The sequence below is a fragment of the Kiloniella litopenaei genome (assembly GCF_000982415.1).
Taxonomy (GTDB): domain Bacteria; phylum Pseudomonadota; class Alphaproteobacteria; order Kiloniellales; family Kiloniellaceae; genus Kiloniella; species Kiloniella litopenaei.
Genome location: NZ_LANI01000004.1, coordinates 201,458 through 227,320 on the forward strand (window position 1 = coordinate 201,458; position 25,863 = coordinate 227,320).

General features: G+C 47.4%; 26 protein-coding genes and 3 tRNA genes. 26 read left to right on the forward strand and 3 right to left on the reverse strand.

Features of this window, described 5'->3' with window-relative positions:
• Window positions 1-159: 159 nt before the first annotated feature.
• Entirely contained in the window at window positions 160-435 is a 276-nt protein-coding gene (locus tag WH95_RS07330) for an HU family DNA-binding protein (RefSeq protein WP_046505047.1), read from the forward strand.
• Window positions 436-579: 144 nt separating this feature from the next.
• Window positions 580-655 (forward strand) — tRNA-Val (locus WH95_RS07335).
• A 267-nt stretch (window positions 656-922) separates the two neighbouring features.
• Here WH95_RS07335 and WH95_RS07340 read toward each other — a convergent pair.
• The 3 genes from WH95_RS07340 to WH95_RS07350 all read right to left on the reverse strand — a co-directional run bounded on the left by WH95_RS07340 (window position 923) and on the right by WH95_RS07350 (window position 3,184).
• Complete coding sequence (locus WH95_RS07340; RefSeq protein WP_046505050.1) at window positions 923-1,444, reverse strand: CBS domain-containing protein; 522 nt, start codon at window positions 1,442-1,444, stop codon at window positions 923-925.
• A 459-nt stretch (window positions 1,445-1,903) separates the two neighbouring features.
• Complete coding sequence (gene nqrM, locus WH95_RS07345; RefSeq protein ID WP_046505053.1) at window positions 1,904-2,119, reverse strand: (Na+)-NQR maturation NqrM; 216 nt, start codon at window positions 2,117-2,119, stop codon at window positions 1,904-1,906.
• 18 nt (window positions 2,120-2,137) lie between these two features.
• Window positions 2,138-3,184 carry an FAD:protein FMN transferase gene (locus WH95_RS07350; protein WP_046505056.1) on the reverse strand — a complete coding sequence of 349 codons (1,047 nt, stop codon included), beginning with the start codon at window positions 3,182-3,184 and terminating at the stop codon, window positions 2,138-2,140.
• Window positions 3,185-3,347: 163 nt separating this feature from the next.
• Here WH95_RS07350 and WH95_RS07355 point away from each other — a divergent pair, with 163 nt between their 5' ends.
• The 24 genes from WH95_RS07355 (at window position 3,348) to WH95_RS07470 (ending at window position 25,858) form a co-directional block, all read left to right on the forward strand.
• Window positions 3,348-4,691 carry a Na(+)-translocating NADH-quinone reductase subunit A gene (locus tag WH95_RS07355; RefSeq protein ID WP_046505428.1) on the forward strand — a complete coding sequence of 448 codons (1,344 nt, stop codon included), beginning with the start codon at window positions 3,348-3,350 and terminating at the stop codon, window positions 4,689-4,691.
• A gap of 4 nt (window positions 4,692-4,695) precedes the next feature.
• Entirely contained in the window at window positions 4,696-5,895 is a 1,200-nt protein-coding gene (locus tag WH95_RS07360) for an NADH:ubiquinone reductase (Na(+)-transporting) subunit B (protein ID WP_046505058.1), read from the forward strand.
• Window positions 5,888-6,694, forward strand: a complete 807-nt coding sequence (locus WH95_RS07365) for a Na(+)-translocating NADH-quinone reductase subunit C (RefSeq protein WP_046505061.1) — start codon at window positions 5,888-5,890, stop codon at window positions 6,692-6,694. Before WH95_RS07360 ends, WH95_RS07365 begins: the two co-directional genes overlap by 8 nt.
• Window positions 6,694-7,347, forward strand: a complete 654-nt coding sequence (locus WH95_RS07370; RefSeq protein ID WP_046505063.1) for an NADH:ubiquinone reductase (Na(+)-transporting) subunit D — start codon at window positions 6,694-6,696, stop codon at window positions 7,345-7,347. The genes WH95_RS07365 and WH95_RS07370 overlap by 1 nt, the downstream gene beginning before the upstream one ends.
• Complete coding sequence (gene nqrE, locus WH95_RS07375; protein WP_046505065.1) at window positions 7,347-7,955, forward strand: NADH:ubiquinone reductase (Na(+)-transporting) subunit E; 609 nt, start codon at window positions 7,347-7,349, stop codon at window positions 7,953-7,955. The genes WH95_RS07370 and nqrE overlap by 1 nt, the downstream gene beginning before the upstream one ends.
• A 13-nt stretch (window positions 7,956-7,968) precedes the next feature.
• Window positions 7,969-9,192: an NADH:ubiquinone reductase (Na(+)-transporting) subunit F gene (nqrF, locus tag WH95_RS07380; protein WP_046505067.1), complete on the forward strand. Its 1,224-nt coding sequence runs from the start codon at window positions 7,969-7,971 to the stop codon at window positions 9,190-9,192.
• Between the two features lie 416 nt (window positions 9,193-9,608).
• Window positions 9,609-9,685: transfer RNA gene (locus WH95_RS07385), tRNA-Asp, on the forward strand.
• Window positions 9,686-9,715: 30 nt separating this feature from the next.
• A tRNA-Asp gene (locus WH95_RS07390) sits at window positions 9,716-9,792 on the forward strand.
• Window positions 9,793-10,061: 269 nt separating this feature from the next.
• Window positions 10,062-10,433: an NADH-quinone oxidoreductase subunit A gene (locus WH95_RS07395; RefSeq protein WP_046505069.1), complete on the forward strand. Its 372-nt coding sequence runs from the start codon at window positions 10,062-10,064 to the stop codon at window positions 10,431-10,433.
• A complete protein-coding gene (locus WH95_RS07400) occupies window positions 10,424-10,978 on the forward strand; it encodes a NuoB/complex I 20 kDa subunit family protein (protein ID WP_046505071.1) in 555 nt (184 codons plus the stop codon). The genes WH95_RS07395 and WH95_RS07400 overlap by 10 nt, the downstream gene beginning before the upstream one ends.
• Window positions 10,979-11,014: 36 nt before the next feature.
• Complete coding sequence (locus WH95_RS07405) at window positions 11,015-11,635, forward strand: NADH-quinone oxidoreductase subunit C (protein ID WP_046505073.1); 621 nt, start codon at window positions 11,015-11,017, stop codon at window positions 11,633-11,635.
• Window positions 11,635-12,813, forward strand: a complete 1,179-nt coding sequence (locus WH95_RS07410) for an NADH-quinone oxidoreductase subunit D (protein WP_046505075.1) — start codon at window positions 11,635-11,637, stop codon at window positions 12,811-12,813. The genes WH95_RS07405 and WH95_RS07410 overlap by 1 nt, the downstream gene beginning before the upstream one ends.
• Window positions 12,810-13,415, forward strand: a complete 606-nt coding sequence (gene nuoE, locus WH95_RS07415) for an NADH-quinone oxidoreductase subunit NuoE (protein WP_046505077.1) — start codon at window positions 12,810-12,812, stop codon at window positions 13,413-13,415. Before WH95_RS07410 ends, nuoE begins: the two co-directional genes overlap by 4 nt.
• Window positions 13,415-14,707, forward strand: coding sequence for an NADH-quinone oxidoreductase subunit NuoF (gene nuoF / locus WH95_RS07420; protein ID WP_046505079.1), 1,293 nt, complete (start codon window positions 13,415-13,417; stop codon window positions 14,705-14,707). The genes nuoE and nuoF overlap by 1 nt, the downstream gene beginning before the upstream one ends.
• Window positions 14,708-14,716: 9 nt before the next feature.
• Window positions 14,717-16,783, forward strand: a complete 2,067-nt coding sequence (gene nuoG / locus WH95_RS07425) for an NADH-quinone oxidoreductase subunit NuoG (protein ID WP_046505082.1) — start codon at window positions 14,717-14,719, stop codon at window positions 16,781-16,783.
• A complete protein-coding gene (gene nuoH / locus WH95_RS07430; protein ID WP_046505085.1) occupies window positions 16,776-17,807 on the forward strand; it encodes an NADH-quinone oxidoreductase subunit NuoH in 1,032 nt (343 codons plus the stop codon). The genes nuoG and nuoH overlap by 8 nt, the downstream gene beginning before the upstream one ends.
• Before the next feature lie 57 nt (window positions 17,808-17,864).
• Window positions 17,865-18,353, forward strand: a complete 489-nt coding sequence (nuoI, locus tag WH95_RS07435; RefSeq protein WP_046505088.1) for an NADH-quinone oxidoreductase subunit NuoI — start codon at window positions 17,865-17,867, stop codon at window positions 18,351-18,353.
• A 74-nt stretch (window positions 18,354-18,427) separates the two neighbouring features.
• Window positions 18,428-19,042: an NADH-quinone oxidoreductase subunit J gene (locus tag WH95_RS07440; RefSeq protein WP_046505091.1), complete on the forward strand. Its 615-nt coding sequence runs from the start codon at window positions 18,428-18,430 to the stop codon at window positions 19,040-19,042.
• A gap of 2 nt (window positions 19,043-19,044) precedes the next feature.
• Window positions 19,045-19,356, forward strand: a complete 312-nt coding sequence (nuoK, locus tag WH95_RS07445; protein ID WP_046505092.1) for an NADH-quinone oxidoreductase subunit NuoK — start codon at window positions 19,045-19,047, stop codon at window positions 19,354-19,356.
• A 7-nt stretch (window positions 19,357-19,363) separates the two neighbouring features.
• Window positions 19,364-21,295, forward strand: a complete 1,932-nt coding sequence (gene nuoL / locus WH95_RS07450) for an NADH-quinone oxidoreductase subunit L (RefSeq protein WP_046505095.1) — start codon at window positions 19,364-19,366, stop codon at window positions 21,293-21,295.
• Window positions 21,296-21,300: 5 nt separating this feature from the next.
• Window positions 21,301-22,827, forward strand: a complete 1,527-nt coding sequence (locus WH95_RS07455; RefSeq protein WP_046505097.1) for an NADH-quinone oxidoreductase subunit M — start codon at window positions 21,301-21,303, stop codon at window positions 22,825-22,827.
• A gap of 13 nt (window positions 22,828-22,840) precedes the next feature.
• On the forward strand, window positions 22,841-24,295 hold the full coding sequence (nuoN, locus tag WH95_RS07460; RefSeq protein ID WP_046505098.1) for an NADH-quinone oxidoreductase subunit NuoN: 1,455 nt from the start codon (window positions 22,841-22,843) through the stop codon (window positions 24,293-24,295).
• 4 nt (window positions 24,296-24,299) lie between these two features.
• Complete coding sequence (locus WH95_RS07465; RefSeq protein WP_046505102.1) at window positions 24,300-25,067, forward strand: biotin--[acetyl-CoA-carboxylase] ligase; 768 nt, start codon at window positions 24,300-24,302, stop codon at window positions 25,065-25,067.
• 14 nt (window positions 25,068-25,081) lie between these two features.
• A complete protein-coding gene (locus WH95_RS07470; protein WP_046505105.1) occupies window positions 25,082-25,858 on the forward strand; it encodes a type III pantothenate kinase in 777 nt (258 codons plus the stop codon).
• The last annotated feature ends 5 nt before the right edge of the window (window positions 25,859-25,863 follow it).

Sequence of the window (25,863 nt, forward strand, 5' to 3'; positions counted from 1 at the left end):
TGTGGGGCAAGATAGATAAAATGCGACCAAAACCCTTGGGATTCGGACGTTTCTTGCATTGACGTCGCTGCCATTAGCGATCTACAATTGCTCCACAATCAAGAAGTCGTTAGACACTTTTTTTCAATCTTACCCGTATAATTAGAGGGGGGGTCAACCATGAATAAAAATGATTTGGTCGCAGCTGTAGCTGATAAAACTGGTCTATCCAAGGCCGATGCAGGTAAAGCTATCGACGGTGTATTCGAAGCTGTAACAGATGCTCTAACTGGTGGTGACGAAGTTCGTCTCGTTGGTTTTGGTACTTTCAGTGTTGCAGCACGTGCTGCTTCTCAGGGTCGTAACCCACGTACAGGTGAGGTTATCCAGATTCCTGCTTCTAAGCAGCCTAAATTTAAAGCCGGTAAAGGCTTGAAAGACGCTGTAAACAAGTAATAACTGTTTGTAGTTGTTAATAAAAAACCGGTTAGCGATAAGCTAGCCGGTTTTTTTTTGTTTATTGTCAATTTTGTGTAATTTTACCCTTGCCAAGGAACGCGAATCACCTTAAAAGCACCTTCATCAGACGGGACGTCTGGTGGGCGATTAGCTCAGTTGGTAGAGCATCTCGTTTACACCGAGAGGGTCGGCAGTTCGAGCCTGTCATCGCCCACCAGACGTCTTTTAAAAACGGCGCTTCATTATTTGAGGCGCCGTTTTTGGTTTTCAATCAGTAAGTTACGATTCTTTTCGCTGATTGAGTTTGAACGTCATAAAGAGCTTGTAGAGGCTAACGCTGGCTTTGTGTCGATCATTGTTAGCAAGTTCAATGGTAGGCGATGTGGTAACTATAATTGTTACCTCCTCACTGACTGGCGATAGCCTGTCGGGATGCCCTCTAGAGGCTAATGGCAAAGTTGTACAAACGTAAGGTCAGAAAAACTTAACCAACGACAAGCTGTTTAAGTTGCAAGGCCTCGTATTCAAGTTCATTCAGGCGGTAGTTCACAACGTCCCCTATAGTAACGACACCAACGAGTTTTTTGTCTTTCATGACGGGCATATGACGAAAACGTCCATCGGTCATACGACGGAGAACTGATACCAGAGTTTCGTCCAGCGTACAGACTTCAACATTGCTGGTCATGACCTGTTCAACTTTATGGGGAAGGGTTTTTCCGGGCGTTTCTGCTAATTTACGGACAATATCACGCTCAGAGAGAATCCCTAGTAAGGTGCTGTCTGAGTCTGTGACGACTAAAGCCCCAATTCGTTTTTCGCTGAGCAGTTCAACCGCTTTTCCCAAGGTGTCTTGAGGGCTAATAGAAAAGACATCATCGCCTTTATTTGCGATAATATTCTGCACCGTTGCCGTTCCTGCGGCAAAGTTGGATTGTGTCGATTGACTGACTGTTTTCTTTGGCTGGTTATCGCTTTTTCTAGGGCCTTGGTAGGTAGTAGGCATAAGAAGCATCCTGACTTGATTGTCATAATGTACTGTGCTTAATAACTATAAGACAAATCATTTACTTAGGGAAGTCTTGCTTTTTGATCACGATAACACTGGCGCCCTGGAGCGCGACGTTGATTTTCGTAATTGCTTGCTTGGCTGGTTATAAATATCGCCGGGTTTGGAAGGCCGAAGGGCCTAGGTGGCAGCTGTGGGTTTCTGGCCTTGTCGCTGCATGCTGCCTTTTACTGTTAGGCTTCGTACCGCTTTCGACGGGATCTTGAGGTAATTGATCTTTAGAGACAAAACCAAAAGATAAGCCCAAAAGATAAGCCCAGATTACTTGAATAACGTCAGCAAGTTAATTGGTTTCTGGTTTACCACTTGGCATAAAAAAAACTCTCTGACACGACAGCCAGAGAGTTTTTCTCAATAGATAACTTGCTCTTTCCTAAGTAGGCTTAATTCTTTTTTTTAGGTTTTTTCTTGAGCGCGTGGACAATTTAATCTGTCCCGTAATGGGCTGTTTGGATCGATTTCTTTATTGCATACCAAACAGTGATCGGCATCACTGATCGCATTAAGGCCACCACAACTGCCTTTGATCGTTTTTCCTTGCATAATGACGCCAATTGCCATTCCAAGTACAAGTAAGGCCAGAATGCCGAATGCTAAAAGAAAAGTTGCCACGGGTTTATTATCCGATCTCTAAGCTTGCATTTCACTAAAACGCGTACTTGGCGTTGTGATAAACTTAGTATGGGTAGCATTGCTGTCGCGTTCAATGAACAAAACGGCCATATTGCGATTATTCGCTATTTCCAGACCACGTTCTTTACCCAGAACAAGCATAGCCGTTGCCCAAGCATCAGCCAACATGGCATTTTCTGTCAACACAGTGACAGATGCTGTTGTATGTGTGATTGGGCGACCCGTTTGGGCGTCAATGATGTGTGAATAGCGTACGCCATCTTTTTCGAAGTAGTTACGATAGTCACCTGATGTCGCCATGCCCATGTTCGAAAGGCCGACAACTTCGTGCATGGTACGATCATGTGCGTCTGGTGTTTCTATGCCGATCTGCCACGGCGCCCCGTCTGGATTAAGGCCAGCGGTATAGAGATCACCGCCAATTTCAACCATGAAGTCCTTGATGCCATAGCTTTCAAGTTTACGGGCAATGACATCAACGCCATAACCTTTACCGATTGCAGAAAGATAGATTTCTGTTCCTGGTACTCGTTTCTGCAGAGACTGATCAGAAATACTTAAAGTCCGGCTTTGACCTGATGTACGCAGAGCTGCTTCGATTGCTTCGGCAGATGGTTCATGGGCGCTGTTATCAGCTGCACCAAAACCCCAAAGATCTATCAAGGGGCCTAGGGTAACATCGAATTGACCGTCACTCGCTACATGCACAGTATCTGCTGCATTCATAACCTCTGCCAGGGCAGGTGATATCGAAGCCGAGTCGGTTGATGTTGATGCGTTGAAACGTGAAATTTCTGAAGTGGCGTCCCAGTTTGATAACTGTGCGTTTACATTTAATAACGCGTTATCAATGTCTGTCCGCAGTTTTTCTTCTGTTAAAGACTGGGTGTGATCAACCGCTACAATAGAGTAGTTCGTGCCCATGGTGTAACCGGCGACTTTTAACACCGATGCTGATGATCCCAGTTTGCAAGCGCTAAGAGCAGCTAGGCAAGCAGGCATGATCATGAAATTTCGGCGCGAAATGAGGAAATTATCCGGCACTATTAAGGCCTCCGTGCTAATATAAAAGCTAGTTTCATTGGCTTATGGGCGAGTTTTATAGCAGATTCAACAAAAAATTAAGTCTTTATGGTCAAAAAAGTGCTTTAAGAGGCAGCATAATTGTCGCATAAGGGCTAAAAATTTTTTACAGGACTGCATGAACGTGCCGAAATTCTCGTTACGAAAAGGTCTTGATGTTCCTGTGCTGGGGGCACCCGAGCCTGGAATCAAAGATCCTGCTACTGTTGGCTCCGTTGCTATATTGGGCGCGGACTATATTGGCCTGAAACCGCGTCTTGCGGTTCAGGAAGGGGACGTCGTAGGGGCAGGTACCCCTATTTTATCCCATAAAGATACACCAGAGGTCATGGTCACCTCGCCAGTTTCTGGTCGAGTTAGAGCGATCAATAGGGGTGCACGACGTGTACTGGTTAGTGTCGTTATTGATATTGACGAGGCGGCGGCTGAACCGGTTGATTTTTCTGATGTAGGTGATGTTTCTACGGCAGAAGGTTTAGCAGAACGCCTTTGCGCTTCCGGGCTCTGGACATCATTTCGCACCAGACCCTATTCCAAGGTTCCGGCACCGGGTACCAAACCAGCAGCTATTTTTGTTACGGCGATGGATTCAGAACCACTTTCGGCTGATCCAGCAGAAATTATCGCTGATGAAACAGAAGCTTTCCGTAAGGGCCTCGAAGCGATTACTCTGCTTACAGAGGGTAATACATATCTTTGCCAATCCCCTGATGTTGATATTCCGGGGGCAGACATTTCTGATGTCACTGTTGCAAGTTTTTCTGGCCCACATCCGGCTGGTTTGGCTGGTACACATGTACATTTTCTGCATCCGCCAAAGGGGGATCAGGCTGTCTGGACGATTGGTTATTCAGATGTGATTTCTATTGGTAAGCTATTATTGACGGGGCGTTATGATGCCAGTCGGGTGGTGGCTTTGTCCGGTCCACTTTGTGCTAACCCCCGTTTGGTTCGTACAATTGCAGGCGCATCCATGGCGGACCTGGTTGAAAAAGATATTCCCGGCGATGTTGCTGTTCGCATGATTTCTGGCTCTATCCTGAGTGGCCGTATGGGTGAGGGCGAGGATGGTTATCTGGGGCGTTATGCGCGTCAAATCACGTTGATTGAAGAAGATCACAAACAGATCCCCTTGGGCTGGATCCGTCCGATGGCGTCGAAATTCTCTGTGCAGCCTGTGTTGGGATCGGCGTTTTCAAAGAAACTTTATGCTTTGACGTCAAACCTTAACGGTGGGCGCAGGGCCATGGTGCCGCTGGGTACCTTTGAAGAGCTTATGCCGCAGGACTATCTGCCGACGCAGTTGTTACGCGCGCTTTTGGTTATGGATACGGACCAGGCTCAGGCCCTTGGTGCGATGGAGCTGGATGAGGAAGACCTGGGTTTGGTTGGCTTTGCCTGCCCAGCCAAATATGAATATGGCATCGCCCTGCGCGACTGCCTTAACAAGATTGAAAAGGAGGGCTGATCACGTGGGTATTCGCAACTTTTTCGATCGTATAGAACCTCATTTCACTCATGGTGGAAAATACGAAAAGTTCTTCCCAATCTATGAAATGGTTGAGAGCTTTCTTTATACACCAAAAACAGTGACGAAAGTCGCACCGCATGCCAGATCTTATGTAGATATGAAGCGGATCATGACCTATGTGGTCATTGCGACGATTCCATGTATTCTGATCGGCCTATATAATGTTGGCTTACAGACCAATACGGCAATGGAAGTTCATAGCGCATCAGGATGGCGCGTGTGGCTTCTGGATTTGCTCGGGGTCGGCTTTAATCCGGAAAATCCCATAGCTAACTTTTTGCATGGACTGCTTTATTTTCTCCCGATCTATATTGTGACACTGGTTGTCGGCGGTATTTGGGAAGTTATCTTTGCAACGGTTCGCGGGCACGAGGTTAACGAAGGCTTTCTTGTTACCTCAATGCTTTATGCGCTGATCTTGCCGCCGAGCGCTCCTTTGTGGCAGGTGGCTCTCGGTATTTCCTTTGGTGTTGTTATTGGTAAAGAAGTATTTGGCGGGACCGGGAAAAACTTCCTGAACCCTGCGTTGACTGGACGTGCCTTTCTCTATTTTGCTTATCCGGCTCAAATGTCGGGGGAAACAATCTGGACACCTGTTGATGGCTTTTCTGGCGCGACTGCGCTTTCTGTCAGTGCCTCTGAAGGCTTTACGGAACTTGCTACACGCGGGATTGACTGGACAAGTGCTTTCATTGGCACGATTCAGGGATCTATCGGTGAAACCTCTACACTTGCTTGTTTAATCGGGTTGGGCTTCTTGCTGATTACCAAGATCGCCAACTGGCGTTTGGTCGTTGGCTGCCTGGGCGGAATGATCGGCTTTTCATTGCTTCTCAACTGGATCGGTTCTGACAGCAATCCCATGTTTGCAATGCCTTGGTACTGGCACCTTGTTACGGGTGGTTTTGCCTTTGGCCTTGCTTTTATGGTGACTGAGCCTGTTTCCGCCAGCCACACCAACGTGGGACGCTATATCTATGGCGCACTGATTGGTTTTATGGTGGTGATGATCCGTGTGATTAACCCGGCCTTCCCCGAGGGCATGATGCTCGCCATTTTGTTCGGAAACGTCTTTGCACCCTTGATCGATTATTTTGTGGTGCAGGCCAATATTAAGCGGAGGGCAAAGCGTAATGCCTGACGAAAACAAAAAACCTGGATTGTTACGCCGTTTTCTTGACACCCCCCCGGATTCCGTGGGCAAGACGATATTTGTGGCTGTAACACTTTGTCTTGTGGCTTCAATGATCGTATCTGCTGTAGCGGTTTCCTTGAGACCTGTGCAGGAGGTTAACAAGCTTAAAGACAAGCAGATTAATATCCTGCAAGTGGCCGGGCTTTATAACCCAGACACTGACGTGACAGAGGCATTCAAGGTTTTCGAACCACGTGTATTGGAACTGGCAACAGGTCAGTTTACGGAACAATTTGATGCGGCCACGTTTGATGATCGTGCGGCAGCTGATGATCCTGAACTGTCTGTTGCCTTGACTGATGATCCTGCATCTATTGGGCGTCAGGCCAAATTTGTGACTGTTTATCTTCTGAGAAATGAAGATGGCAGTCTGGACAAGGTTGTCCTTCCACTTCATGGTTATGGCTTGTGGTCGACTCTTTATGGTTTTATTGCCATAGAAGAAAATGCCAATGATATATTTGGACTACAGTTTTACAGTCATGGGGAGACACCCGGGCTTGGGGCCGAAGTTGATAATCCACGCTGGAAATCACTGTGGCGCGGAAAGAAGCTCTATGATGAGAATGATGTATTGCAGATTACAGTTGCCAAAACGGCACCATCTGCCGGGCAGGAATTCCATGTCGATGCTTTGGCCGGGGCGACACTAACGTCAAATGGCGTGGACAATCTGGTACGTTTTTGGATGGGTAAGGCAGGATATGCTCCCTTCCTGACATCCCTTAAAGCGGGAGAGATCTAATGGCGCAGACTCCTAAAGAACTTATCCTTGACCCGATGGTCGATAACAACCCGATTACGTTGCAGGTTCTGGGTATCTGTTCCGCGCTTGCGGTTACATCTTCCCTTCAGGTGGCGTTTGTTATGGCCCTAGCCGTCACGGCGGTTACAGCATTCGCATCGATGTTCATTTCCATGATCCGAAATCAGATCCCCGGTTCCATTCGGATTATTGTTCAGATGGTCATCATTGCGTCACTGGTTATTGTGGTTGATCAGGTTCTCAAGGCCTATGCCTTTGAGATTTCCAAAACCTTGTCTGTTTTTGTCGGCTTGATCATCACTAACTGTATTGTGATGGGACGTGCCGAAGCCTTTGCAATGAAGAATCCACCGATTGCTTCTTTCATTGATGGAATTGGTAATGGTTTGGGCTATGGCCTTATCTTGATGCTTGTCGGTGTGATTCGTGAACTGTTCGGTTCTGGTTCTCTTTTTGGTGTGACAATACTTGAGACAGTTAATAATGGTGGTTGGTATGTACCAAACGGCCTCTTGCTGTTGCCACCATCTGCTTTCTTTGTGATTGGTTTGATTATCTGGGCTTTCCGCGCCTGGAAGCCAGAGCAGGTCGAAGAACGTGATTATAAAATTCAAGTGGTTGAGGAACACTAATGGAAGAGCTAATCTCATTAGCCGTAAAGGCGATTTTCGTTGAAAATCTGGCGCTTTCATTTTTCCTGGGCATGTGCACATTTATTGCTGTGTCGAAAAAGATTGCGACTGCTATTGGACTTGGTATTTCTGTGATGATTGTGCAGGCCATTACTGTGCCTGCAAACAATCTGATCCTGACTTATCTACTGGCTCCGGGCGCTCTCTCTTGGGCAGGGTTTGATAATGTTGATCTGACTTTCCTGGGATTGATTTCCTACATTGGGGTTATTGCTGCGTTGGTTCAGATCCTTGAAATGGTCTTGGATAAATATTTCCCACCGCTTTACAATGCTTTGGGCGTGTTCCTGCCGCTGATTACAGTGAACTGTGCCATTCTTGGCGGCTCGCTCTTTATGGTCGAACGTGACTATAACTTTGCAGAGGCGACAACCTATGGCATCTCTTCAGGTTTTGGTTGGGCTTTGGCGATTACGGCGATGGCAGGTGTACGGGAAAAGCTAAAGTATTCAGATATACCAGATGGCCTTCAGGGTCTTGGTATTACTTTTATCACTGCCGGCCTTATGGCGATGGCCTTCATGTCCTTTAGTGGCGTGAAACTGTAAAGGGGAGGCTCAATTGATCACATTTGGATTAGGCATCCTGCTTTTTACACTGATCGTTCTGGCGCTTGTTACGATCATTCTCGCTGCACGCTCAAAGCTGGTTTCTACCGGAAATGTTAACGTTACCATTAATGGTGAGAAAACGATTTCTGTCCCTGCTGGTGGAAAGCTGTTGCAAACACTGGCCGAACAAAAGCTCTTTGTTCCTTCTGCCTGTGGTGGTGGTGGTACCTGCGCTCAATGTCGGGTGAAAATTTTCTCTGGTGGTGGTTCCATTCTGCCAACCGAAGAAAGCCATATCACAAAACGCGAAGCCTCTTGCGGTGACCGTCTATCCTGTCAGGTGGCGGTTAAGCAGGATATGGAAATCGAAGTTCCCGAAGAAGTTTTCGGCGTTAAAAAGTGGGAATGTACTGTTCGTTCAAATGAGAACGTGGCGACTTTTATTAAATCGTTGATACTTGATTTGCCCGAAGGTGAAGATGTTAACTTCCGTGCGGGGGGGTATATTCAAATCGAAGCGCCTGCGCATAAGCTGACATATAAAGATTTTGATGTTGGTGAAGAGTATCGGGAAGATTGGGATAAATTTAATCTTTGGCAATACGAGTCGACAGTGAATGAGCCTGTTGAGCGCGCCTATTCAATGGCGAACTACCCCGAAGAAAAGGGCATGATTATGCTCAATGTTCGTGTGGCATCACCGCCACCGGGAACGCAGGGTATTCCTCCGGGACAGATGTCATCCTATATCTTTAATCTGAAACCGGGTGATAAGGTAACAATCTCGGGGCCGTTCGGTGAATTCTTTGCCCGCGATACTGATAAGGAAATGGTCTTTATCGGTGGTGGTGCGGGTATGGCGCCAATGCGCAGTCATATTTTTGATCAACTTAAGCGCCTTAAGAATAAAGATCGCAAAATCACATTCTGGTACGGTGCACGGTCAAAGCGGGAAATGTTCTTTGTCGAGGACTTTGATCAGTTGGCTGCCGAGTTCCCGAATTTTACCTGGCACGTTGCACTGTCTGATGCGTTGCCTGAAGATGATTGGGATGGCTATACAGGATTTATTCATAACGTTCTTTATGATGAATATCTTAAAAACCATACGGCGCCTGAAGACTGCGAGTACTATATGTGTGGTCCTCCGATAATGAACTCGTCGGTGATTAACATGCTCTTGGAGCTTGGAGTCGACCGAGAGGATATTATGTTGGATGATTTCGGTGGTTAAAATCGAAGTAAAAAATGGCCAGAGTGATACTCTGGCCATTTTTGTATGCAGTTATTTTTTCTGAAACCATTCTTATAAATATTTTTCCAGTTCTCTGGGCTTTATCCGGGATTTAATTTCTTTTTAAATCATCATTCTTCTCGTGAGAGGTAGATTCAGAACCACGTAAAAGAGCTGCTTTTAGATTCTCTTTAAAATTACTGCCTAATTTATATTTCCAACGGGTAAGTTTGATTGAGTTTTACAACTACTAACGATCTAAATTCGATTCGTTAGATCATTGATGCGAAAGGATTTTCTTCTTATTTCAGGCTTTATTAAAAAAACTGGAAAAAAACTGTCAAAAATCTATTCCGTCGCTTGACAGGGAAGGGGGACTACATTAAACAAACCCTCGTCCGCAGGGACGGTTTTGTGGGGGTGTAGCTCAGTTGGTTAGAGCGCTGGCCTGTCACGCCAGAGGTCGCGAGTTCAAGTCTCGTCATCCTCGCCATTCAACCGTTCACCGATGGCACTCTTCTGCGGGGGTGTAGCTCAGTTGGTTAGAGCGCTGGCCTGTCACGCCAGAGGTCGCGAGTTCAAGTCTCGTCATCCTCGCCATCATTTCTTATGATACTCCTCTTAATCTTTAATACATTGCAAATATTTATCCTGTAGAACGTAAAGTGATTTTTTGTTCTTCGGGTAATACTTGATTCCGCTACTGGGACATCACGATTTTTTTGAAATTGTGGCGATTCTATGTTTGCTTATGTCGCCTTTGGGCGATATTTAATACATACTTAAAAAATAGGGCCATAAAGGCCTCTTGTCATATTCGACATGAAAGGCGATTTGTACGGTAACCCTCGTACAGATTGTATGGAGAGATGGGCTTAGATGGGATGTTGGCTGAATATCTGCCAATTCTGATCTTTCTCGGAATTGCAGTGGGTCTGGCAATCGCAATGATGCTAGCTTCTGTAATCATGGCTAAACAGCACCCTGATTCAGAGAAAATCAGTACTTATGAGTGTGGCTTCGAAGCATTTGATGATGCACGAAGCCGGTTTGATGTGCGCTTCTACCTAGTGGCAATCCTCTTCATTATTTTTGATCTTGAAGTCGCCTTCCTGTTTCCTTGGGCTGTATCTCTTGGTGATATCGGCCTCTTTGGTTTCTGGTCGATGGTGATCTTTCTGGTCATTTTGACGATTGGCTTTGCATACGAATGGAAGAAAGGGGCACTGGAATGGGAGTAATCTCTAATCCGGCTCTCAAGCAAGGGGCGCCACTGCCACCGGGACCAGAACAGGATCTTGTTCTGCAAAACGTAGGCGAAGAACTTGCCGAGCGTGGATTTGTTCTGGCGCGTATGGATCAGCTTACAGGCTGGGCACAGTCGGGGTCCCTATGGCCCATGACTTTTGGTCTGGCCTGTTGTGCGGTGGAAATGATGCATGCGGCATGTAGCCGTTATGACATGGACCGTTTCGGAATGGTTTTCCGCCCGTCACCTCGTCAGTCAGATGTAATGATTGTGGCTGGGACACTTACGAACAAAATGGCACCTGCCTTGCGCAAGGTTTATGACCAGATGCCGGAACCTCGTTGGGTTATCTCGATGGGATCTTGTGCAAATGGTGGTGGCTATTATCACTATTCCTATTCTGTCGTTCGTGGCTGTGACCGAGTTGTCCCTGTAGATATATATGTTCCTGGGTGCCCGCCGACGGCTGAGGCGCTGATTTACGGTATTCTACAGCTTCAAAAGAAAATCAAACGAACTGCGAAATTCCGCAGATAGCCTATACTCAGGCATTCCTAAATACTGGTGAACCATATGAATCAGGCTTTACTGGACTTGGGCGATCATATCGCCACTACCTTGGGAGAGGCAGTAACTGAATCTGAACTTGTTAATGATGAGCTCGTCATTTGGACAAAGTCAGATAGCCTCCTTAAGGTTATAAAGTTCCTAAGAGACAACCAAAACTGTCAATTTAGGCAGCTGGTGGAATTGACTGCGGTCGACTATCCGGCAAGAGAAGATCGTTTTGAGCTTGTTTATTGTCTTCTATCTCTTACTCATAATCAGCGTATCAAGGTCAAGTTTTCAACAAGCGATGAAACGCCAGTTGAATCTGTATCAGGGCTGTTTAGTTCAGCAATTTGGTACGAACGTGAAGTGTGGGATATGTACGGCATCTTCTTTGCCAATCATCCGGATTTACGTCGCATGTTGACTGACTATGGTTTCGAGGGGCATCCTCTTCGCAAGGATTTCCCGCTTACTGGTTATGTCGAAGTCAGGTATGACGAAGCGCAAAAGCGCGTTGTCTATGAACCTGTAAAACTAACACAGGAATTTCGGAACTTCGATTTCTCTAGCCCTTGGGAAGGTATTGTGAACTTGCCTGGCGATGAGAAAGCTGAACAGGAAAATGAAGAGGGGGCTGCTTAATGGCTGAAGCAACGATTAAGCCGCTTACGCTGAACTTTGGTCCGCAACATCCGGCCGCGCACGGTGTTCTTCGTCTTGTCATGGAAATGGACGGCGAGATCATCGAACGTGCAGATCCGCATATTGGTTTGCTGCACCGTGGAACTGAAAAGCTTATTGAATATAAGACCTATTTACAGGCCATTCCCTATTTTGATCGCCTTGATTATGTAGCGCCGATGAACCAGGAGCACGTTTTTGCTCTTGCTGTTGAAAAGCTGCTTGATATCGAAGTGCCAAAACGCGGTCAGTATATTCGTGTTCTTTATTGCGAAATCGGACGTATTCTAAACCACCTGTTGAACATCACGACCTTTGCGATTGACGTTGGTGCGATGACCCCGATCCTTTGGGGCTTTGAGCAACGTGAAATCCTGATGGAATTTTACGAACGTGCTTGTGGCGCCAGATTACATGCGGCCTATTTCCGTCCCGGTGGTGTGCACCAGGATCTTCCAGCCGGATTACTGTCAGATATTTCTGATTTCTGTGATAACTTCCCGTCCTTTATTGATGATCTCGAAGGTTTGTTGACTGAAAACCGGATTTTCCGTCAAAGAACCGTTGATATCGGGATTATGAATTTTGACGAAGCAATGGATTGGGGGCTTTCTGGCCCGATGCTTCGTGGTTCGGGTGTTGCTTGGGATCTTCGTAAATCGCAACCTTACGATTGTTATGACGAACTGGATTTTGATATTCCAGTTGGCAAGAACGGTGATTGTTTCGACAGATACCTGGTTCGTGTCGAAGAAATGCGTCAATCCCTGCATATTATGAAGCAGTGTATTGAGAAAATGCCCGAAGGGCCTGTTCTTGCACCAAATCACAAAGTTACCCCTCCACGTCGTGATGACATGAAGCGTTCTATGGAAGCGTTGATCCATCACTTCAAACTTTATACAGAAGGTTTCCACGTTCCTGCCGGTGAAACTTACATCGCGGTTGAAGCTCCCAAGGGGGAGTTTGGTGTTTATCTAGTCGCTGACGGATCAAACAAACCATATCGCTGTAAAATCAAAGCACCGGGATTTGCGCACCTTGCCGCCATGGATTATATGTGCCGCGGGCACATGCTGGCGGATAGTGTTGCTATTCTGGGTTCAATGGATATTGTCTTCGGCGAGGTTGACCGATGAAAACCAGTAGTTTTCCAAAAGCCAAAACTGGCGACTTTAAGTTTACTGAAGAAAATCTTCGTGAAGCTGAAAAGATTGTTGCCAAATACCCAGATGGTCGTCAGGCCAGCGCGATTATTAGTCTTTTTTATATCGCGCAAAAACAGAACGACGGCTGGCTACCGCCAGAAGCAATTGAATACGTTGCCGAATATCTTGAAATTGCGCCAATTCGTGCACACGAAGTTGCAACCTTCTATACGATGTTCAACCTGAAACCTGTTGGTAAGTATTTTATTCAGGTTTGCCGGACAACGCCGTGTTGGTTGAACGGATCAGATAATATTCTGAAAGCGGCGATGGATAAAATTGGCGTTAGCAAAGTTGGTGACGTTAGTGAAGACGGTCTTTTTTCGGTCGTTGAGGTTGAATGTCTGGGGGCATGCTGTAATGCCCCAATGGTTCAGATCAATGACTGGTACTACGAAGATCTGTCACCGGAACGCATGATGGAAATCGTTGATGAGCTTCGTGCGGGCAAAGATGTTCCAGTAGGTTCGCAAATTGGGCGTCTTACATCTGCACCAGAGGGTGAGCGTACAACCCTAAAAGGGGGTGAATAATGCCACTTTTAGAAGATAAAGATCGTATTTTTCAAAATCTTTATGGACAGGACGATTGGGGTCTTGAAGGAGCCAAGAAACGCGGCATCTGGAAAGATACCAAAGATCTGGTTGCGCTTGGACGTGAAGAAATTGTCAATCGTATGAAGGATTCAGGCCTGCGTGGCCGTGGTGGTGCGGGTTTCCCGGCTGGCATTAAATGGTCTTTCATGCCGAAAGAAGATCCAAGTCGTCCTAGCTATCTGGTTGTGAACGCGGATGAATCCGAGCCGGGATCCTGTAAAGATCGTGAGATCATGCGTAATGATCCACATACGCTTATCGAGGGCTGCCTGGTTGCTGGTTTCGCTATGGGCGCTCATACGGCTTATATCTATATCCGTGGTGAGTATTATCTGGAATCCACGCGTCTGGAAGCTGCTGTTGAGCAGGCCCGTGCCGATGGCTTACTTGGTGACGATGCCTGCGGTTCCGGCTGGGCGTTTGATGTTCATGTCCACCGTGGTGCCGGGGCTTATATCTGTGGTGAGGAAACCGCGCTTCTGGAAAGTCTGGAAGGTAAAAAAGGCCAACCACGCCTGAAACCTCCATTCCCTGCTGCTTGTGGTTTGTATGGATGTCCAACAACTGTGACCAATGTGGAAACAGTTGCGGTATCGCCGACCATTTTGCGCAGAGGTCCGGATTGGTGGAAACAGTTTGGTCGCGAAAATAACACCGGTACAAAGATTTTCTCTATCTCTGGCCATGTGAACAAGCCCTGTAACGTTGAGGAAGCAATGAGTATTCCAATGCGTGAGCTGATCGAAAAGCATGCAGGCGGTGTTCGTGGCGGTTGGGATAATTTGCTCGCGGTCATTCCGGGTGGTTCATCGGTTCCTATGCTGCCAAAGCATGTTTGCGATACCATGACCATGGATTTTGATGCCTTGCGCGAAGCTGGGTCCGGTTTGGGAACTGCGGCGGTTATCGTGATGGATAAATCCACCGATGTTGTCGAAGCGATTTGCAGACTTTCACATTTCTATCAACACGAAAGCTGTGGCCAGTGCACACCGTGCCGCGAAGGAACGGGATGGATGTTCCGTCTTATGCAGCGCATGGTTCGTGGCGAAGCCGATGTTGAAGAAATCGATATGCTTTGGGATGTTACCAAGCAGGTAGAAGGTCACACGATTTGTGCACTTGGTGATGCTGCAGCTTGGCCGATCCAGGGTTTGATCCGGAATTTCCGTCCGGAACTAGAGCGTCGGATTAACGAATACAAGCAATCGCGCCAGGCAGCGGAGTAGGAGAGACTGATGCCAAAGTTGACGATTGACGGTAAAGAGATTGAAGTCGCAGACGGCCTGACAGTTCTTCAGGCCTGTGAACTTGCGGGCGCAGAAATTCCACGTTTCTGTTACCACGAACGTCTTTCCGTTGCCGGTAATTGCCGGATGTGTCTGGTTGAAATGGAACGTGCGCCAAAACCGATTGCATCCTGTGCGATGCCGGTGGGTGAGGGCATGGTTATCAAAACCGATACCGAGGTTGTTCAAAAAGCCCGCAAAGGGGTGATGGAATTCCTTTTGATCAACCATCCGCTTGATTGCCCGATTTGCGATCAGGGTGGTGAGTGTGATCTTCAGGATCAGGCCATGGCCTTTGGACTGGATCATGGACGTTACAAAGAAAGCAAGCGTGCTGTAACTGAAAAATACATGGGGCCGTTGATCAAGACGATCATGACCCGCTGTATCCAGTGTACGCGTTGTGTACGCTTCTCGACCGAAGTGGCCGGTATTGAAGAAGTCGGTCTTTTAAATCGTGGTGGTCATGTAGAGATCACAACGTTGGAAAAGGCTGTTAATACTGAACTGTCCGGTAATCTGGTTGATGTTTGTCCTGTTGGTGCGCTGACATCTAAACCCTACGCCTTTAATGCCCGTCCCTGGGAATTGAAAAAGGTAAATTCCATTGATGTGATGGATGCTGTCGGTTCCAACATTCGTGTTGATGTCCGTGGTCGTGAAGTTCTGCGTGTTCTTCCCCGTATTCATGAGGATGTGAACGAAGAGTGGATCACCGATAAAACCCGTTACATCACTGATGGTTTAAGCCGCCAGCGTATCGACCGCCCGTATGTGCGTGTTGATGGTAAACTCAAAGCAGCTTCTTGGGATGAAGCTTTCTCTGATATCAAAGAAAAGCTCTCCTTCTTAAAAGGCAATGAAATTGCGGCGATTGCTGGTGATCTTAGCGATGCAGAATCAATGTTAGCCCTGAAGGATTTCATGACAAACCTCGGTTCTGAAAACATTGATTGTCGTCAGGATGGCGCCAAGCTTAATGCTTCGGACCGTTCCACGTATCTTTTCAACAGCTCTATTGCTGGTATTGAAGAAGCTGATGCCGTTCTACTTGTGGGAAGCAATCCTCGTTGGGAAGCAGCCCTTATCAATGCGCGTCTGCGTAAACGCTTCCTGGAAGGCGGTTTCAAGGTTGGAATGATTGGCGAAGCAGCTGATCTGACATATGAGTACGACTACCTCGGTGCTGGCCCTGATACGCTTAAGGAAGTAACTTCGGGTAAAAATGTCTTTGCTAAGGTTCTCAAAGACGCGAAGAAGCCTATGATCATTGTTGGTATGGGCGCATTGACCCGTACTGATGGTGCAGCAGTTCTGGCAGAAGCCAAAGCAATCGCAGACAAATATGGTTTGGTTCAGGATGACTGGAACGGCTTTAACGTCTTGCACACAGCAGCAGCCCGAGTTGCTGGTCTCGATCTGGGGCTTGTACCTGGTTCAAAGGGCAAGGACGTTGCTGGTATTCTCGAAGGTGCTGAAAATGGCTCTGTTAAGGCCGTTTATCTTCTTGGCGCTGATGAAGTTGATACTTCCAAGCTGAAAAATGCTTTTGTGATCTACCAAGGTCATCACGGTGATGCGGGTGCTTCTTGCGCCGATGTTATCCTGCCAGGTGCGGCTTATACAGAGAAAAACGGAACTTATGTGAATACAGAAGGTCGCGTACAGCTCGGTCGTCTTGCTGCATTCCCGCCAGGTGAAGCAAGAGAAGACTGGACAATCCTCCGGGCTCTTTCCGAGCAGGTTGGTGATGCCCTTCCTTATGACAATCTTGGGCAGTTACGTCAGAGAATGATCGAAGTAAACCCTGTGTTTGCTGCTATCGATCAGGTTTCTACGACAGGCCTAGGTGATATTGCTGGTGATGGAACGAAACTGTCATCTGATCCTTTCAAAAGTAATATCGAAAACTTCTATATGACTGATCCTATCAGCCGTTCATCCGAAACGATGTCAGCCTGTACAGAGCAATTTGTATTGGGTAAAGAGCAGGGAGCTACTGGAACAAATGGTTGAATTCTGGGAAGGATACGCTCTGCCAACGATCATGATCGTTGCGCAAATTATGATTATCGTCGGTCCTCTGTTGATCGCGGTTGCATATCTGACACTTGCCGAGCGTAAAGTAATTGGTGCGATGCAGCTTCGTAAGGGGCCAAACGTCGTTGGTCCTTTTGGTGCGTTGCAGCCATTTGCTGATGCGGTCAAGTTGATGATGAAGGAAACCATTCTTCCTTCGGGATCGAACAAGATCATCTTCATCATGGCACCAATGCTCACCTTTATCCTTAGTCTTGTTGCCTGGGCCGTTATTCCCTTTGGCGAAGGTCTAGTGGTGAGTGATATCAACGTTGGTATTCTCTACCTCTTTGCGATCTCGTCACTCGGTGTTTACGGTGTGATCATGGCGGGATGGGCTTCTAACTCGAAGTACCCCTTTATTGGCGCACTTCGTTCTGCGGCTCAAATGGTGTCATACGAAGTTTCAATGGGCTTGGTGATCATCACAGTCTTGTTGTGTGTGGGATCATTGAACCTGTCAGATATCGTAATGGCGCAAAAGGGTGATTACGGTCTTTTGAACTGGTATGCATTCCCGTTGCTGCCAATGTTTGTGATTTTCTTCATTTCTATTCTGGCTGAAACAAACCGTTCGCCGTTTGATTTGCCCGAAGGTGAGTCTGAAATCGTGGCTGGTTTCATGGTTGAGTATTCTTCCATGAGCTTTGCGTTGTTCTTCCTTGGGGAATACGCAAACATGATCCTGATGAGTGCGATGGCTGCAATTCTTTTCCTTGGCGGTTGGTTGCCACCGTTGGATATTGCGCCGCTGAACTGGATACCTGGGCCGGTGTGGTTCTCGTTGAAGATTGCAATGGTTCTTTTCTGTTTCCTATGGGTTCGCGCTACCTTTCCGCGCTTCCGTTATGACCAACTGATGCGTCTGGGGTGGAAAGTCTTCCTGCCGTTCTCGCTGTTGTGGGTATTCCTGACGGCTGGTGTTCTGGTTGGCTTTGACCTGTTGCCAGTAGCTCAATAGGGGATCTGGTTAATGGATAAGAAAATAATAATAAGAAATATGGAGAGATAGAGGACGATGGCTTTTATGAAAAACCCAGTCCGCAGTCTTCTTTTGACCGAACTGCTTTCCGGTATGGCCTTGACGCTTAAATACTTCTTTAAGCCAAAGGTTACCCTTAACTACCCCTACGAAAAAGGGCCGATTAGCCCACGTTTTCGTGGAGAGCATGCTCTGCGCCGCTACCCGAACGGGGAAGAGCGTTGTATCGCCTGTAAGCTGTGTGAAGCTATCTGCCCGGCACAGGCGATTACAATCGAAGCTGAGCCGCGTGATGACGGCAGTCGCCGTACAACACGCTATGACATTGATATGACGAAGTGTATCTATTGCGGATTTTGCCAAGAGGCTTGCCCGGTGGACGCTATTGTCGAGGGACCAAACTTTGAGTTTGCGACCGAGACACGTGAAGAGCTTTTCTATAATAAAGACAAGCTGCTCGAAAATGGCGACCGTTGGGAAACCGAAATTGCGCAGAACATCGCGCTGGATACTCCTTACCGCTAAGAGCTTGGGATAAAAAAAGTGTTTATGAAAAAAATCATATGCCAACACCAGGCCTATAAAGAAAGGGTAGCCAAATGATTATTCAGGCGCTCGTCTTCTATCTATTTGCAGCAGTTACCATCGCTTCGGCGGTTATGGTGATTTCTTCCAAGAACCCGGTTCATTCGGTTCTTTTCCTTATTCTTTGCTTCTTTAACGCGGCTGGCCTTTTTGTCCTGATGGGGGCTGAATTCCTGGCGATGATCCTGGTGGTTGTCTATGTCGGGGCTGTGGCAGTTCTCTTCCTGTTTGTCGTTATGATGCTTGATATCAATATCGAACGTGCGCGACAGGGCTTTAAACAATATCTGCTGATCGGTGGCTCTATTGGTCTGGTTCTTTTCCTGGAACTTGTTCTGATCCTGTCTTCGACCTTTACCGCGCCTGATGCAGTTGCTACCGCGGCTGTGCCAATTCCGGATATGGACACTGTTCATAACACACGGGCTTTGGGGCAGGTGCTTTACACTAAATACGCATATCTCTTCCAAGCTTGTGGTTTGATCCTGTTGGTTGCGATGGTCGGGGCAATTGTTCTGACACTCCGTCAGCGTGACGGCGTTCGTAAACAGGTTATTTCTGATCAGATCAACCGTAGCCGTGAAGAGTCCGTTGAAATCAAAAAAGTATCCAGCGGGAGTGGAATCTAACCATGTTAGAAATTGGTCTAGCCCATTACCTGGTTGTCGCGGCTGTTCTGTTTACCCTGGGCATCTTTGGTATCTTTCTGAACAGAAAGAACGTCATTGTTATCATGATGTCTATTGAACTTATGCTTTTGGCCGTGAACATCAACTTTGTGGCTTTCTCTACCCATATGGGTGATCTGGTTGGTCAGGTCTTCGCCGTCTTTATTCTGACTGTTGCTGCTGCTGAGGCGGCGATTGGTCTGGCGATCCTGGTTATCTACTTCCGTAATCGCGGGTCAATCGCGGTTGAAGATATCAACATGATGAAGGGCTAATCCGACGATGGAAAACTTTATAGTCTTTCTCCCGCTTTTAGGTTCGTTCATTGCTGGCCTGTTTGGCAAGTGGATCGGTGATCGCGGAGCACAAGTCGTAACCACAGGGCTACTGCTTGTATCAGCTGTTTTATCATTCGTTGTTTTCTTTGATGTCGCCATTGATGGAAACGCGAGAACAACGCCGTTGTTTACATGGATTAACTCTGGGGACTTCCAGCTATCCTGGGCGTTGAAGATTGATACGCTTACTGCTGTTATGCTGATTGTTGTAACTGTTGTTTCTTCAATGGTTCACCTTTATTCAATCGGTTACATGTCTGAAGACAAGTCAATTACGCGCTTCTTCTCGTACCTGTCTCTTTTCACCTTTTTCATGCTGATGCTGGTTACTTCCGATAACCTGGTACAGATGTTTTTTGGCTGGGAAGGCGTTGGTCTGGCGTCATATCTGTTGATTGGCTTCTGGTATGAAAAGGCTTCGGCCTGTTCGGCCGCAATGAAAGCATTCCTGGTCAACCGTGTTGCCGATATTGGCTTTGCCCTTGGTATCATGGGCGTTTTTGTCCTCTTCGGTTCTGTAAACTTTGCCGAAATCTTTCCTCAGGCTGAGGGCCTCTCGACAGCTCAGTTCACGTTCCTTGGTTTTGAAGGGCATGCCCTGACCATTGTTTGTCTGTTGCTCTTTATCGGTGCGATGGGTAAATCAGCTCAGTTGGGTCTTCACACGTGGTTGCCTGATGCGATGGAAGGGCCGACACCTGTTTCTGCACTTATCCACGCGGCGACAATGGTGACTGCGGGTATCTTCATGCTCTGCCGTTTCTCACCGGTGTTCGAATATGCCCCTGTTGCGTTGGAAGTTGTGACCTATGTTGGTGCCGGAACGGCCTTCTTTGCCGCGACAATCGGTCTGACGCAGTTTGATATCAAACGTGTTATTGCCTATTCAACCTGTTCTCAGCTTGGTTATATGTTCTTTGCAATCGGTGTATCTGCATATGGTGGGGCAATCTTCCACCTGATGACACACGCCTTCTTTAAAGCCTTGTTGTTCCTTGGTGCAGGTTCTGTAATCCACGCGATGCACCACGAACAGGACATGCGCAAAATGGGCGGTATCTGGAAAATGATTCCGGCGACCTATCTTTTGATGTGGATCGGGTCAATTGCCCTTGCCGGTATTCCGCCGCTTTCAGGTTTCTATTCCAAAGACCTTATTCTTGAAGCTGCCTATGCTGACCATTCGACCCAGGGCATGTTTGCTTTCTGGGCAGGGACAGCGGCTGCCTTTATGACCGCGTTCTATTCCTGGCGTCTGCTTATCATGACTTTCCATGGGAACCCGCGTGCTGACGAACACACAATGAAAGGTGTTCATGAGTCACCAATGGTGATGATGATACCGCTTCTTGTTTTGGGTGTCGGTGCGCTTTTTGCCGGGATGTCTGGATACAACTATTTCGTCGGTGATGTGAAAGCTGAGTTCTGGGGGGATGCGATCTTCGTTCTTGCTGGGAACGATACGGTTGAGGCGGCTCACCATGTTCCGACATGGGTCAAGCTTGTGCCGCTCGCGGCTGCGGTTAGCGGAATTGTACTGGCATATGTTTTCTATATGTTTGTGCCAAGCCTGCCAGCGACTTTCGTGTCGATCATCAAGCCAATCCATACTTTTGTTTACAGAAAATGGATGTTTGACGAACTTTACGACTTCCTATTTGTCCGTCCTGCGGTCAAGATTGGGCGTTTCCTCTGGAAATCTGGGGATGGTGCCGTAATCGATGCTTATGGTCCGGATGGGGTTAGTTCTCTTACGCGCATTCTTGCGGGTAAAGCGAGCCGTCTGCAAAGCGGATATGTCTATCACTACGCATTTGCCATGTTGATTGGGGTTGTTGCCCTGGTCACCTGGTATATCGTTTCCAACGCAGGTTAAGGGCTATGCAAGATCATATTCTCTCAATTGTGACCTTTGCGCCTTTGTTGGGTGCGCTTATCATTCTTCTTATCCGGGGGGATAATGAAGAGGCCGTAGCAAGAAATTCTCGCTGGGTTGCCCTTTGGGTATCCGGAGTAACGTTTGTGGTTTCTCTTCTTCTCTGGACAGGGTTTGAACGCGGAACTGCCGAGTTCCAGTTTGTGGAAGAAGTTGAATGGATGCCATCACTTGGCCTGTCCTACCGGATGGGTGTTGATGGTATCTCTGTCCTTTTTGTTCTGCTCTCAACCCTTTTGACGCCAATTTGCATCATCTCTTCATGGGGTGCTGTGACCAAGCGTGTAAAGGAATACATGGTTTCTTTCCTTATCCTTGAAACCATGATGGTCGGTATGTTCTGTGCGCTGGATATTGTTGTCTTCTACATCTTCTTCGAAGGTGTGTTGATCCCCATGTTCCTGATCATCGGTGTCTGGGGTGGGGCGCGCCGTGTTTATGCAGCCTTTAAGCTGTTTCTTTACACACTGGCTGGTTCTGTCTTGATGCTGGTTGCCATTCTTGCAATGTATTCCTTTGCAGGTACAACCGATATTACGACCTTGATGACAACCACCTTCCCATCGGAAATGCAGAAATGGCTTTGGATTGCTTTTTTTGCGTCCTTTGCCGTGAAAGTACCAATGTGGCCTGTTCATACATGGTTGCCTGATGCCCACGTGGAAGCGCCAACGGCCGGGTCTGTGATCCTTGCCGGGGTTCTCTTGAAAATGGGGGCCTATGGCTTCCTAAGGTTCTCTCTTCCGATGATGCCTGAAGCTTCTGTATACTTCACGCCGTTGGTCTATGCGCTCTCTATTATTGCCGTGATCTATACATCACTTGTTGCTCTTGCACAGGAAGATATGAAAAAGCTGATTGCTTATTCCTCTGTTGCGCACATGGGCTATGTGACAATTGGTATCTTTGCGGCGAACCAACAGGGGATAGAAGGTGCGATCTATCAGATGTTGTCACACGGTGTTGTTTCTGCGGCACTCTTCCTTTGTGTTGGTGTCGTCTATGACCGGATGCATACACGTATGATCGAAGCCTATGGCGGTGTTGTTGACAAGATGCCTGTTTATGCCCTGATGTTCATGGTCTTTATGCTGGCGTCTGTCGGCTTGCCGGGAACGGGTGGCTTTGTGGGCGAGTTCCTGGTTCTAGTCGGGGCCTTCAAGGCAAACACCTGGGTTGCTGCTCTTGCGGCAACAGGTATGGTTCTGGGCGCTGCCTATATGCTGTACCTCTATCGCAAGGTTATCTTCGGGAAACTGGAAAAGGACGATGTGAAAGCACTTCTGGATCTGAACTGGAGAGAGAAGGCTGTCTTTGCACCTTTGATTGTTCTGACGCTTTGGATGGGTATTTACCCCCCAAGCTTCCTGGACATCATGTCTGCATCCGTAAGTAATCTTATCACTAACTATGAGACTGCAATCGCAGCCTCGAACGCCGCGCCGATGTTTGCGCAGGTCTTTGGTCAATAGAGGGGCTATCAAGATGATCACAACAGATCTATCAATGGCATTGCCCGAGATTTTCCTGGCATGTTCTGCAACGGTGCTACTGATTTACGGAGCTTACGCAGGTAACAAAACAGCGGGTTTTGTATCAGCTTTGTCCGTTGCTGTTATCGCTGTCGCTTTTGGTTTGATTTTCTTCGGGGATCAAAAACAAGGGCTGGCATTTGGCGGCCTCTTTGTTGTTGATGCCTATGCTAATTATATGAAGCTTGTTGCTTTGACGGCTTCCGGCTTTGGTATTTTGATGACCCAGCGTTTTGTTGAACGCGAGGGAATGGCAAGGTTTGAAATTCCTGTGCTGATGGTTCTGGCGACACTTGGCATGTTGATGATGATTTCATCAAATGACTTGATGTCACTCTATGTTGGTTTGGAACTACAGAGCTTGGCACTCTACGTCATTGCTGCCATTCGTCGTGAAAATCTGCGTTCTTCCGAAGCAGGTCTGAAGTACTTTGTACTTGGTGCCTTGTCTTCCGGTATGCTTCTTTACGGTTGTTCCATGGTTTATGGATTTACCGGAACCACTGACTTTGACACATTGGGAACGGTTATTTCCGGCCTTGCGGCTGGTGATCAATCTCCGCAGGTTGGCCTTGTTGTTGGTCTGGTTTTTGTTTGTGCAGCCATCGCGTTCAAGATTTCTGCCGTACCATTCCACATGTGGACACCAGATGTGTACGAAGGTGCGCCAACTCCTGTGACAGCATTTTTCGCATCTGCGCCAAAGGTTGCTGCCATTGCACTGTTTGCCAGATTGTTAAGCGATCCCTTTGGATCTTTGGTTTCTGAATGGCAACAGATTATTGTGTTTGTCGCGCTTGCGTCCATGATTCTTGGCTCGCTTGCTGCGATCAAACAAACCAATATCAAGCGTCTGATGGCCTATAGTTCCATTGGTAACATCGGTTATGCACTGGTTGGTTTGGCTGCCGGAACGCAGGCAGGTGTAGAAGGTCTTGTTATCTACATGACGATCTACATTTTTATGAATATGGGAACTTTCGCCTGTATTCTGAGTATGCGCCAGAAAGGCAACATGGTCGAAGGCATTGATGACCTCAAAGGTTTGAGTAAAACCAGCCCGGCAATGGCATTGGCCTTGACAATATTCATGTTCTCTATGGCTGGTATTCCCCCCTTGGCAGGTTTCTTTGCCAAGTATGTGGTATTTGCTGCTGCTGTGGATGCGGGCCTGACAACATTAGCTGTGATTGGTATCCTGACTTCTGTGATCGGCGCGTTTTATTACCTCCGTATTATTAAAGTCATGTACTTTGATGAGCCAAGCGCATCTTTCGACAAACCGATTGGTGCTGAAATGACAATGGTATTGACAGTTGCCACTGCCTTTATCGTTTTCTTTATTCTTTTCTCATCACCGATCATGGATGGTGCAGCGATTGCTGCGTCGGCTCTCTTTGCCGGGTAACGATATGACAGAGGGAACCTCATCCCTTGTAATTCCGTCTTCTTTTTCAGTGACCTGTAAGGAAGAGGTTGGCAGTACAAATGATGAGATTCGCCTTCTTGCTGAACAAGGGGCCCAGGACGGCACGATCGTCTGGGCCCTTCGTCAATCTGCGGGGCGTGGACGACAGGGACGAACATGGGTCAGTCCTGTCGGTAATCTTTACTTCTCAACTCTTTTACGTCCCGAGAAATCCATTGCGGAAGCTGCCAATCTAAGTTTTGTTGCGTCTTTGGCCTTGTCTGATGCCATCCGTCAACTGGACAGGCGGCTTGCCCCCGGCTTGAAGTGGCCAAACGATGTTTTGCTTTCGGGCAAAAAGGTGTCAGGTGTCTTGCTGGAAAGCAAAGCGGATCGTTCCGGCAAGCTTGATTATCTAATCATGGGCATCGGTGTGAATATTGAACACTATCCCGATGATGCCCGCTACCCTGCGACGAGTTTACGAGAACAGGGACTTTCAGGTGAAATCGGTGCTGATAAATTGTTGGAATGCTTTATCAATAGTTTTGACGCCAGATACAAACTGTGGAAGAAAGAAGGCTTCGAGAGTGTGCGTTCAGCTTGGTTGGATCAGGCGCATGGTCTAGGTGAAAAAATTTACGTCAGGCTTCCCGGCGAAACCCTTTCCGGACGTTTTGTTACCATCGATAAAGATGGTGCGCTGGATTTGGATCTGGAAAATGGTAACCAGCGTTTGGTTACCGCGGGGGATGTCTTCTTTGCTTCTTGAGATCGAGACAGACAATGCTGCTTGTTATTGATTCTGGTAATACAAATGTGGTTTTTGCCGTTTATGACGGGCATGAGCAAAAGGGCTATTGGCGCGCGACTAGTGACAGTAAAAAAACGGCTGATGAATATGCCGTCTGGTTAACGCAGCTTATGGCCTTGAAAGGTTTGGAGCCCAAAGACATAACAGGGGCCATTCTTGCCAATGTCGTGCCTGCGTCAAACTACAATCTCAAGACACTGTGCCAGAGCTATTTTTCCTGTACGCCATTGATGGTCGAATTGGGTAAAATCGATCTGGGATTAAGGGTCAATATCGATCATCCGGAACAAGCGGGAGCTGACCGTCTTGTCAATGCTGTGGCCGGTTATCAACGTTATGGTGGTAACCTGATCCTGATTGACTTTGGAACCGCGACGACCTTTGACATTGTCGGTGCTGACGGTGCCTATGAAGGGGGCGTCATTGCCCCGGGCGTCAATCTGTCTATTGAGGCACTTTATATGGCCTCGGCCAAATTACCCCGTATAGATATCAAAGCACCGTCCCAGGTTATTGGCAAAGCAACAGTCCCGGCCATGGAATCCGGTATTTTCTGGGGCTATATATCTATGGTCGAAGGTATGGTGCAACGTATCCGTGATGAATACGGTGCCCCGATGAAGGTTATTGCGACCGGGGGCTTGGCGCAGTTATTTGATACGGCGACAGATGTCATTGACCATATTGATAAAGATGTAACGCTACGTGGCTTGATCGCCATCTATGAATTAAACAGTCAAAAGACTTAAGTTAG

Bases quoted from the DNA above. Each gene is read 5' to 3' on its own strand.
- WH95_RS07455 (WP_046505097.1), top strand. From the start codon at position 21,301: ATGCAAGATCATATTCTCTCAATTGTGACCTTTGCGCCTTTGTTGGGT.
- WH95_RS07330 (WP_046505047.1), top strand. From the start codon at position 160: ATGAATAAAAATGATTTGGTCGCAGCTGTAGCTGATAAAACTGGTCTA.
- nuoN (WP_046505098.1), top strand. From the start codon at position 22,841: ATGATCACAACAGATCTATCAATGGCATTGCCCGAGATTTTCCTGGCA.
- WH95_RS07395 (WP_046505069.1), top strand. From the start codon at position 10,062: ATGGGCTTAGATGGGATGTTGGCTGAATATCTGCCAATTCTGATCTTT.
- WH95_RS07410 (WP_046505075.1), top strand. From the start codon at position 11,635: ATGGCTGAAGCAACGATTAAGCCGCTTACGCTGAACTTTGGTCCGCAA.
- nuoG (WP_046505082.1), top strand. From the start codon at position 14,717: ATGCCAAAGTTGACGATTGACGGTAAAGAGATTGAAGTCGCAGACGGC.
- WH95_RS07405 (WP_046505073.1), top strand. From the start codon at position 11,015: ATGAATCAGGCTTTACTGGACTTGGGCGATCATATCGCCACTACCTTG.
- nuoK (WP_046505092.1), top strand. From the start codon at position 19,045: ATGTTAGAAATTGGTCTAGCCCATTACCTGGTTGTCGCGGCTGTTCTG.
- nqrE (WP_046505065.1), top strand. From the start codon at position 7,347: ATGGAAGAGCTAATCTCATTAGCCGTAAAGGCGATTTTCGTTGAAAAT.
- nuoE (WP_046505077.1), top strand. From the start codon at position 12,810: ATGAAAACCAGTAGTTTTCCAAAAGCCAAAACTGGCGACTTTAAGTTT.
- WH95_RS07440 (WP_046505091.1), top strand. From the start codon at position 18,428: ATGATTATTCAGGCGCTCGTCTTCTATCTATTTGCAGCAGTTACCATC.
- nuoL (WP_046505095.1), top strand. From the start codon at position 19,364: ATGGAAAACTTTATAGTCTTTCTCCCGCTTTTAGGTTCGTTCATTGCT.
- WH95_RS07465 (WP_046505102.1), top strand. From the start codon at position 24,300: ATGACAGAGGGAACCTCATCCCTTGTAATTCCGTCTTCTTTTTCAGTG.
- nuoI (WP_046505088.1), top strand. From the start codon at position 17,865: ATGGCTTTTATGAAAAACCCAGTCCGCAGTCTTCTTTTGACCGAACTG.
- nuoF (WP_046505079.1), top strand. From the start codon at position 13,415: ATGCCACTTTTAGAAGATAAAGATCGTATTTTTCAAAATCTTTATGGA.
- WH95_RS07470 (WP_046505105.1), top strand. From the start codon at position 25,082: ATGCTGCTTGTTATTGATTCTGGTAATACAAATGTGGTTTTTGCCGTT.
- WH95_RS07340 (WP_046505050.1), bottom strand. From the start codon at position 1,444: ATGCCTACTACCTACCAAGGCCCTAGAAAAAGCGATAACCAGCCAAAG.
- WH95_RS07370 (WP_046505063.1), top strand. From the start codon at position 6,694: ATGGCGCAGACTCCTAAAGAACTTATCCTTGACCCGATGGTCGATAAC.
- nuoH (WP_046505085.1), top strand. From the start codon at position 16,776: ATGGTTGAATTCTGGGAAGGATACGCTCTGCCAACGATCATGATCGTT.
- WH95_RS07365 (WP_046505061.1), top strand. From the start codon at position 5,888: ATGCCTGACGAAAACAAAAAACCTGGATTGTTACGCCGTTTTCTTGAC.
- WH95_RS07400 (WP_046505071.1), top strand. From the start codon at position 10,424: ATGGGAGTAATCTCTAATCCGGCTCTCAAGCAAGGGGCGCCACTGCCA.